This window comes from Paenibacillus sp. Soil522, from assembly GCF_001428245.1.
Taxonomy (GTDB): domain Bacteria; phylum Bacillota; class Bacilli; order Paenibacillales; family Paenibacillaceae; genus Pristimantibacillus.
Genome location: NZ_LMRV01000096.1, coordinates 1 through 6,644, shown reverse-complemented (window position 1 = coordinate 6,644; position 6,644 = coordinate 1). Strand labels below are relative to the sequence as shown.

General features: G+C 42.5%; 6 protein-coding genes. 4 read left to right on the top strand and 2 right to left on the bottom strand.

All coding sequences use genetic code 11. The annotated features are described in order from the left end of the window. The 4 genes from ASG81_RS31730 to ASG81_RS26850 form a co-directional block, all read left to right on the top strand. Positions 1 to 228 (top strand): GNAT family N-acetyltransferase (locus ASG81_RS31730; RefSeq protein ID WP_162255077.1); only part of this gene is annotated, 228 nt, incomplete at its 5' end. Positions 229 to 1,630: 1,402 nt separating this feature from the next. Beyond that, a complete protein-coding gene (locus tag ASG81_RS26860) occupies positions 1,631 to 3,139 on the top strand; it encodes a GMC oxidoreductase (RefSeq protein WP_081417612.1) in 1,509 nt (502 codons plus the stop codon). Positions 3,140 to 3,740: 601 nt separating this feature from the next. After that, entirely contained in the window at positions 3,741 to 4,232 is a 492-nt protein-coding gene (locus ASG81_RS26855; RefSeq protein WP_327205195.1) for a recombinase family protein, read from the top strand. A gap of 336 nt (positions 4,233 to 4,568) precedes the next feature. Beyond that, positions 4,569 to 4,907, top strand: coding sequence for a hypothetical protein (locus ASG81_RS26850; protein ID WP_056641906.1), 339 nt, complete (start codon positions 4,569 to 4,571; stop codon positions 4,905 to 4,907). A gap of 676 nt (positions 4,908 to 5,583) precedes the next feature. Here the strand turns inward: ASG81_RS26850 and ASG81_RS33285 are convergent. After that, entirely contained in the window at positions 5,584 to 6,003 is a 420-nt protein-coding gene (locus tag ASG81_RS33285) for a hypothetical protein (protein WP_056641904.1), read from the bottom strand. Positions 6,004 to 6,264: 261 nt separating this feature from the next. Then, positions 6,265 to 6,495, bottom strand: a complete 231-nt coding sequence (locus ASG81_RS26840) for a hypothetical protein (protein ID WP_056641901.1) — start codon at positions 6,493 to 6,495, stop codon at positions 6,265 to 6,267. Positions 6,496 to 6,644: the final 149 nt, after the last annotated feature.

Here is a 6,644-nt window from a genome sequence, read left to right as displayed (position 1 = left end):
ATCTTAGAGTCAATCATACAATTTAGTTATGAAATCGCAGGGTTTAATAGAATTGAAGCATTAACAAATCTTGATGCCGCCCCTTCTATGAATTTATTGATTAAGTTAGGTTTTAAGCAAGATGGTATACTGCGAGGCTATACCTCATTTCAAGAAGGATATATAGACCAACGTTGTTTTTCTTTACTTAAAAGTGATTGGCAAAAGAAATCCGCAGTTATTTATTAAACTAACGGGWACTATAGCACAATGAACAAGGCTGCCAATCACCGGCAGCCTCCTTTTGGTTTCCTTCGAACGAGTATAGNGTTTCCCATGATGATTGCGGCTTCTACGTTCGGTTTTAAGCAAGATGGTATACTGCGAGGCTATACCTCATTTCAAGAAGGATATATAGACCAACGTTGTTTTTCTTTACTTAAAAGTGATTGGCAAAAGAAATCCGCAGTTATTTATTAAACTAACGGGTACGGAGTTTAATTAACCGGCTAGTCAAAGGCGGTTTTTAGTTGGCTGAAACGATAACGAGCTTTACAAAATGACCAATCTGTTAAATTGAAAGAATGTGCTCCGGCAGTCGAAAAATGGGTACCGGAGCTATATTTTTGCTGTTTTTTGAGGCCAGGAAAAGAGATAATTTAACGTTTTGAATAAATTGTATAGTTAAATTGAACATTTTGGCTTTAGGTTTGATATTGGGACTCCGTATCAGCAAACAGTGTGATCGTTTCACGATTTCAGGATATGACTGTAGGCTATGCTTTATCTATTCTCGGGGATGTACAATTGGCACAGGATGCTCCATTTGTATTTGTACTTCATGACAGCTATGCTGGCTACCCCGTGCCTATTAAGCTAAGAATATATCGCACCCCCAAAAATCAAGGAAATAAGATTTTTTCCTGTTTTGGGGGTATTTTAAATTCTTAACTTGATAGCTATGTGGCGAGATCCCTTTAAACAACAAATTTAGGTGCGAAAGATGAGTTTATTAAAAAACCTTAATAGTTTTAAGAATATTAAAATCGACAGTGGGATTTTGCCTCAGTATGATACTAGAATCTGAGGACGGTGAAGTGTATCGGTGGATGCTGCACTATTTGAAGCCATATCGGTGGAAAGTTTTTTTTACGGTTGGGTGTGGTGTCGTGATGACTGCAGGAGAAACCATTTTCCCAAAAGCAATCCAATATTTCATTGATAATATTTCCATGACAAAAGATTATAACGCATTTATTATGCTGTTGCTGCTGTTGGCAGTGCTAGTAATTGCCGTCATTGCAGCTGGAAATGCACGGAATTTGTTGGAGCGAATAGTAGGCGTTAAGGCATCGCGAGACAATATGACGTGTTTAAGCATTTGCGTAAGCTCGGATTCTCCTACTGATAGTAAAAGCGGAAACCAACGATATCGAGAACAGCTCCATTTACAGCTCCGTCTACAAAGACAGCGACGACAATCTGCATATTATCGCGATCAACAAAAACTTCGATTATGCGATGGACGCTACTTTCTCGATTGGCGGACCGACGGAGGATAGCGGAATGTAAGACAAGTGTCGCAGAATATAAATAGGTTGTAGCGCAGCCTTAATATCCATCATTCCGGGAAGTGAGAGGATGAGCAGCGATGTACGATTCGCGCCAAAGCAGGGCAGCGGTGCCTCCCTATTTCCCCGAGGGAACGGATCCGCAATGGCTGCCGTTAACGTCCTTGGAGCAAATGGCTCAAACGGATTACGACGTGCTGATCGTCGGAACCGGCGCAGGCGGCGGAGCCGTACTGTGGAGAATATGCGAGGGATTGAAGGATAGTGGCAAGCGAATCGGCGTTATCGAAGCCGGAGATCTGCTGCTGCCGACGCATGGAATGAACCTGCCAACCTCCGGCTGGGCGCTTAGTTCCATAGGGAATCAGTTTTTCCCGATCGGAGATTTTTTGCCGCAATATTCGGCTGCTAGGCAATTTTTTGGGCTGGGAGGAAGAACCTTAAATTGGGGCATTGCCGCTCCCCGGATGCATAGGTCCGATATGATTCATTGGCCTGTACCTCTCCGCGAGATGGAGAAATACTATAAAATCGCTGAGCAAGCGATGTTCGTAAGCCATGCTTTCGCGGAAGGGTCTACCCTATCGGAAATAACGATTAATCGCCTTTGGCAAAACGGTTTTCTCGAATCCGTCTATCTCCCTATGGCTGCCGATCTTGCTCAAACGAAGTATGGCGAGCTGCATTCTAACGTCTATTTCAGTTCCATCCTGTTTCTGGCCAGAGCATTGAAGCTGCGCACCTATGATCTGGCCGTGAGAGCCCGGGCGATTCAGATCGTCACGGAAAACGGAAAAGCGGCGGGCGTAAGAGCGGTTAGTCCCGATAAGAAGTGGTATGATCTCAAGGCGAAGACGGTCGTTTTATCGGCAAGCACCTTAGAAAATCCGAGGATCCTGCTGAATTCGGGCATTCAAGGCCATGCAATCGGTCATTACCTGACGAATCATTCCGGCGTAGAAGCGTGGGGAACGATAAACAAAGAGCAATTTCCCGAAATAGCGGGAACGCTCGCTCTATTGGTTCCGGGTACGGAATTCCGTCCTTATCAAGTACAGATTCAGGGTTTTATTAATGGCGGCTACCCCTTCTATCCTTCTGTGTATCATTACAGTATTGATAAACCTGCAAGTGACATCTCGGATTATGTCATGTGGGCGTTCGGCAAGGTGGAATCTCGATTCGAGAACAAGGTCGGCTTGAGTCCCAGCCTCCGGGATGAATACGGGGTGCCGATGATACAGGTCGATTTCTCCCACAGTAACCGGGATCTGGAGGTCATCGGGCAGATGTCGGAGGCTCTTATTCAGGTTTCGGAAGCAATGGATGCCCCGATCAAAATAAAGGACGGCAGACTTGACATTTCCAATTGGATTCCGGGTCGCGATTTCCATGAATGCGGAACCTGCCGGATGGGCGATAACCCATTGACTTCAACAACGAACCGGTTCGGTCAGGTGCATGGCGTCTCAGGTCTCTATGTTGCCGATAACAGCGTTCTGCCCACACTGGGAGCAGCCAATCCTACGCTCACGGCAGTTGCACTGGCTATCCGAACGACAGACTATCTGATTGAGCAGTTGAAATAAACGGACGAAGCAAGCGGGGATGTCTCAAAAGGTCATGAAGCGACCTGAGAGACAGCTCTGTTTTTTTTCATAGGAAAATGTGATTTCTTGTATCAAGTAAGATGTGGTCTCGTTAAGCAATTATCCGTTTTCTTGATTGAGACTCCTTAGAGAAAAAATTAAAAATTCCTTGAAATATATTAGTGAGAAAAAGATGGTTGCTTACTGGCAGCCATCTTTTTAGTTTACAATTTAAAGTTACAGACACCGCGGTGATCTGTAACATAAGTTAAAGTGCAAATACATCAATTTGTATCCTAAACCTTTATGTATAAATCCAACACCAAACCAGGGTGTTGGATTTGTTCGTATTCTGCAATTTCTGCAATGATATGGACTTCCTAGTTTGTCTATATAACGATCGTTTTTTAGACTTTGTGAACCTTAGCTTAAAATGCCCCAAATTGATCATTGTTTCAGTTTATTAAATCGTCTAAAATTCAAAGTATTTTAAATTTAGTAATCGATGGTTTAATAGACAAAAGGAGATTGGAAAATGACTAAAATTGGGTATGCACGAGTTTCGACGGCCGAGCAGTCCATGGATTTATAAATCGATTCTTTGAAGGCTTCCGGATGTGAGCGTATTTTCGAGGAAAAGGTCTCCGGAAAGAAAAGTGATCGACCAGAGTTAGGTCGCTGCTTGGAGTACTTGCGTTCCGGGGATACATTAGTCATTTGGAAATTGGATCGACTTGGCCGGACGACAAAGCAGTTAATCGAGCTTTCGCATGATCTTAAGGAAAGAGGAATTAGTCTGCAGATCATCACACTAGGAGTAGATACCAGCACGCCAGCAGGCAAGCTTTTTTTTGCTATTATGGCTGGCTTGGCTGAAATGGAGGCAGAAACGATTCGAGAGAGAACCCAGGCCGGCTTACAAGCCGCTCGAGCTCGAGGTAGAAAAGGAGGGAGACCGCCATTGGATAAGAGTAAATGTGAAATGGCGTTGCTTCTGTATGACAGTCAGAAATATACCATAAAAGAAATAACCGAGCAGACCAGAGTGTCTAAAGCAAAACTATATCAAGTTCTCAAGAACAAAAACGCTTGAATCGGAAATTTTACTTACAGGCAGATAACGTGAACACAAAAGACGGCAGAGCCTTTACGCCCCGCTGCCAAATTACTTCATACCATCATCAAACCTGTTCAGGTGATTATTGATTTCGTAAAAGGTACGTATAATTTTAAGCCACCTACAAATTTCGCTGGGCATGCTATTAATGATGTGTTACCGTATTATTTACTAGGGAATGATCCAAATGATCCTACATCAGGTGGAACGAAATTTTGGGTAACATTAAAGGCTGTAGTTTTGAAAAGGCTAGGAAGATAATCAATTTATATTAAGGTAGTATGATAATTCAAATTATACTGGAGTGAGTAAATGAAAAAGGGTGTTAGTATTGCAGTAGTTGGAACAATTAGTTGGACTGTTTTAATAACTACAATTATTACGATACTTGTGAATTCTAATAGTATTGTGAAAAATACTATTTCAACAAGTATGCAGATGTTTATTATAATTCTTATTGGTAGCACACTTGTTTGTTTTGTAATGTCATTTGTTGCATCTATATTGGCATTAATTCAGTATCGAAAAAATAGTATCGGTAAATCTTTCTTTATTTTTTTGGTAATTTTGAATGTATCGTATTTGTTGGTATTTATTTCAATATTGATATACTATCTTTCCGCTGCTTTTCAAGCGATGATGGGAATTTAAAAAGTAAAGAGGAACCACATGAGTATATGCTCCATGTGGTTCCTTTTTGTCTTTTAAAGGTTGGTTGCCTAACGGTGGATTGACCGGTATATTTATTCTCATACGGATCCACTGGCTACGCACTTTGTGACTTCGTTTTGCAGGCTGCAGCTGCGCGACGGAGCTGTCGGGGGTTGTCACGTATTGGCCGTGACTACTTACGCCGGAAGCTGGGCGTGAAGTGAAGCTTCATCGTAGTACTACCCCGAGAAGCAGATCGAGGGGCTGAAGGCGCTGAAGGGTAAAGACGGTACCGAATAACGAAATGATGGTTGGGAGGGACTTCATCCATGAGCGCGGTGAGAATAGACAATAAGGTGTTAGGCTGAAAAATAAAGTATGAACTGAGAAAATAAAGATGTAGACGGGTTNACTTACGCCGGAAGCTGGGCGTGAAGTGAAGCTTCATCGTAGTACTACCCCGAGAAGCAGATCGAGGGGCTGAAGGCGCTGAAGGGTAAAGACGGTACCGAATAACGAAATGATGGTTGGGCGGGACTTCATCCATGAGCGCGGTGAGAATAGACAATAAGGTGTTAGGCTGAAAAATAAAGTATGAACTGAGAAAATAAAGATGTAGACGGGTTAGCGCCAACATGCGTTCATGTTGGCGCTAACCCACCCCTTCATGGATAGATCAGTCGTATAGCTTCACTTGGCGTTCATAAGCAAGACCACCGGATGCGCGAGCAGATTTCACATAAAGTTCCGCTTTATTATTGTCGCCATCTTTAAATTTATCCAGACCTGTGAACGTATAACACTTACTCATGCCTAGTGTCCAAGAGTAGACATAGTCATCATTATTGCTGCCTGGATCATACTCGTACACAAAAAACTTCGTGCTAGACATGTTATAATTGCACACTTTAAAACTTCCCCCATCAGAGTGCACATACTCAGTTCGATAATAATAGAGATTTCCAGTCTTCTCTCCAGTATCAATCGTCAATCCGTACCTTCCCAAATAATCTAATGCAGCAAAAGCTGTAGAAAATGGAATAAGTAAAGCAATTACCACTGCGAAGAAAGTTAAACCGAGTTTTCTGATTCGCATAAAGCATTCTCCTTTCTATGGTTAAACAAGGATATGTCTATGGTACTAGTCAATCCAAATTCCAAAGATGGAAAAGCTAACCAACACCATAAATGCAAACGATATTATAACAAAAAATCCGTGGAAGTAAAAGTAAATATTCAGAAAACTCGTCCAGCGCAGGTTGCCGTGTGAAACTGGATTGGTGAAGTTAATCTCCGAAATCCTCTATGTTTTTCCATGAAGCAACTCCTATTCWTTTACGGGGAAATCTGCCCAGCTTCAGGGAGGCGCTTTAACAATTCTCTTCGTACTATCGGAGTATGCTTCATCGATAAAGGTCTTCATGACTCGTGAAGCAATTAATTCGGGGGTAAACTCATATTCACCTTGAACATGCTCATTTAAGTCGTCCGCAATCATCTGCAGTTTTTGGTAATCATTTCGTTTTAATCCGATGATCAACGATCGGTACCGCATATATGGTTCGATAATATTCCGGAGTATCCCCATTTTAATCCCTCCCCCCTCTTCATTTAAAGATATTCCAAACATTCGTAACTACCTTCACTCGGAGGAGCTGCGCCGCGAAATCAATGAGGGGTTCCGCCAACAAAACGCAAATTAACAACGTTAAGGTAATCCAATGATAGATGGTCCTC

Excerpts from the sequence above, each read along its gene's own strand:
- ASG81_RS26840 (WP_056641901.1), bottom strand. The coding sequence starts at position 6,495 with ATGGGGATACTCCGGAATATTATCGAACCATATATGCGGTACCGATCG.
- ASG81_RS26860 (WP_081417612.1), top strand. The coding sequence starts at position 1,631 with ATGTACGATTCGCGCCAAAGCAGGGCAGCGGTGCCTCCCTATTTCCCC.
- ASG81_RS26850 (WP_056641906.1), top strand. The coding sequence starts at position 4,569 with ATGAAAAAGGGTGTTAGTATTGCAGTAGTTGGAACAATTAGTTGGACT.
- ASG81_RS33285 (WP_056641904.1), bottom strand. The coding sequence starts at position 6,003 with ATGCGAATCAGAAAACTCGGTTTAACTTTCTTCGCAGTGGTAATTGCT.